Annotated in this window: 3 protein-coding genes; all 3 read right to left on the bottom strand. The window is 68.3% G+C overall.

What is annotated here, in order from left to right; all coding sequences use genetic code 11:
- On the bottom strand, positions 1 to 680 hold a 680-nt coding region (locus tag AX681_RS16910), incomplete at its 3' end, for an outer membrane protein (protein WP_156456127.1).
- A gap of 102 nt (positions 681 to 782) precedes the next feature.
- Entirely contained in the window at positions 783 to 1292 is a 510-nt protein-coding gene (locus AX681_RS16905; protein WP_066657039.1) for a DUF2793 domain-containing protein, read from the bottom strand.
- Between the two features lie 6 nt (positions 1293 to 1298).
- Positions 1299 to 2488, bottom strand: a 1190-nt coding sequence (locus AX681_RS16900; protein WP_443026349.1) for a GTA baseplate fiber-binding domain-containing protein, incomplete at its 5' end; no start/stop codon positions are given.

Genomic DNA, 2488 nt, shown 5'->3' with positions numbered 1-2488 from the left:
AAGTTGAACGTCACACCACCGAGCAGGCTGTGCGAACGATAACGGCCATCGAACACGCGACCGGTCACGTCGACCAGGCGAACATTGTCCGCGTTGAAGAAGCGATACTTCAGCGAGACGTCGATGTTGTCGGTCACCGGCTGACGCAGACCCGCAATCGCCTGCCAGGCGAAGACGGTGTCGGAGTCATCCAGGAACGCGCCGCGGGTGTTGAGCGCATAGTCAGCCTTGACGCGCGCCACGCCCGCACCGCCGCCGATGAAGCCCTGAAGGCCGTCATCGTCGCCGAAGTCGAGCATGCCGTTGATCATGAAGCTGAGCGCACTCGAGGTGCCGCCCGCATAGGTGTAGTTGCCCGGTGCGATGTTCGCCAGCGCAAGGGTGGTCGTGTAGTACGGCGTGGTGAGCGACGAGCGATAGCCGTCGACCGTTGCACGCTTGTAGCTGACTTCGGCCTCGGCGCGGAAACCGCCGAAGTCGTAACCGATCGTGCCACCAACGTCGAAGCCATAGTCATGGTCGACGGTGCCAGCGGACGCCGTGGCGCCGATGTCGTAATCAATGTCTTCGACGATCATCGCACCGCCTTCGACGCCCACATACCACGCGTCGTCGCGTGCGAGGGCGGGCGTGGTGAGCGCGGTCGAAGCAAGTGCCAGAGTTACGGCAAGCTTCCGCATCTTAATCCCCTTTCTTAGTTGCCACTTCGGACAGCGCTAACTTCCTAACCGCTGGAAAGTTTCCGCGCAAGCGAACAAAATCCGGGGACTGTTGCCGCAACGTCACAGTTCGGCGCTAGCGATCAGTCCGTGTGCCCGCAGCGCATCGAGGATCCCCGCGATGGCGGCGCGCGCTTGGTCATCGACGATAGCACCGCCAGCGGGCGTGGCAACTGCCTCGCCCCGTGCGCCGATCACCTGGACCCCGTCCACCTCGATCCGGCGGGCGGCGATGACGCCGATCTCCCACCCGGTCCCCGCACGGTATCGCACCGGCTGGGTCAGCGATTCGGCCCAAACCGTCATGCCGGTCCGTGGCACGGCAAAGCGCCAGCCGCCGTCGGTCCAGCACGCGATTTCATCGCCATGTCCCGCCCAGTCGCCGGTGGGCGCTGTGCCTACGATCCATGCCTGGCCGGGCTCGGGGGTCGCGGGCGGCACATCGGTGCCGACCGCCTGAACCTCCGGATGCAGCAGCGCGTCGATTCCCGCCACTGCCTCATTGTGGAACAGTTCCTTTTGCGCCTGTCCGGCATGCAGCAGGGGCAGCGCGAATCGGGGAGTCGTGGTCATCGATCGTCACTCCATCGCATCGAGAATCAGGTTGGCCGGCGGTGACAGGCCATGGTCACCCGCCTGGCGGACCGCGACCGTCGCCGCGTCCGCCCCGGTCAGCAGCCATTCGGGCGCGTCGCTCATCACAACGCTGTCGGGCTGGCCGGGAACGGTGATCCGCAGTTGATAGCGTTCGGCGCTTTCGCCCAGCGGCGAGTCGGTGCCGTCGCTCCAGCGCCACCCGACCCGGCTGCGCCGCGTCCAGCGCAGCAACCGCCCACCCGCAACGGCTTTGGCATGCAGCGCCACCGGAGCCGGCGGAGTCGCCGACCGTCCCGTCATGGGTACAGCAACCGTGACCGGCTCGGCATCGCCGACGCCCGTTGCCATCACCGTCAGCCGTCCGCCCACGGCGCCGAGTCCGTCCTGCAGGGCGAGCGTGTCGGGCGTGAGCAACACGAATCGATCGCCCGCCGCCATCGCACCGATCGCATCTTCGGTCCCGCGCCGCCCGCGCCACAGCCGGGTGAGCGTCCAGCGCCCGTCGCCCATGGGCTCGGCGCGCCCGAACTGGATCAGCTCGTCCCCGACCAGCGCGAGATTGGCCCCGGCGTCCAGCGCATCGGGCGACGCGTCGGTCAGCTCCATCGCGGACTGTGAGAGGTCGATCACCAGCGCCGATTTCCTGTCCTCGATCAACGCGCTGGCCGGCCCGGCAGTCGCCACGACGGTCCCCATCACAGCAGGCGCAGCAGTCCCGCCGATCGCCTCCCACCGCCCGCCATCATCGCTGCTCAGCGCCAATGCCGCCCTGCGCCAGCCGGGCGACGTTCCGCACGCCGCGATCATCAGCCGGGGACCGCTCAGCAGCCCCTCGCCGACGTGCGGGATCTCGAATCCGTACAACCGGGTCGCGCCATGGACCCGGTCGGGTGCCGGGCTGACCCGCCCGGGGCTGGCCGACGCGGATCGTCCGGGCGGGGCAATCGGAGTCAGCACCAGCGCGACATCTCCCGCCTCGACCCGCGTCTCGACCACGCGCCACTGGCCCGTCTCACCGGCCAGCGTGACGCGTGCCCCGGGCGCAACATCGATTGCCGACCAGCCCGGGCGCACCACCCGCTGCGTCCGTGCCAGCTCCGCTCGAACCAATTCTGCCTGTGCAATGCCCTTGGCAGTGGCGGCGGATCGAATTGCCCGCCGCGCTGTCCGCC

It is taken from the genome of Sphingomonas sp. CCH9-E2, from assembly GCF_001557215.1.
In the GTDB taxonomy this organism is placed as follows: domain Bacteria; phylum Pseudomonadota; class Alphaproteobacteria; order Sphingomonadales; family Sphingomonadaceae; genus Sphingomonas.
This window is presented reverse-complemented; position numbering and strand designations above follow the sequence as displayed.

Coding starts and splice junctions, on each gene's coding strand:
- AX681_RS16905 (WP_066657039.1), bottom strand. CDS start 1,292: ATGACCACGACTCCCCGATTCGCGCTGCCCCTGCTGCATGCCGGACAG.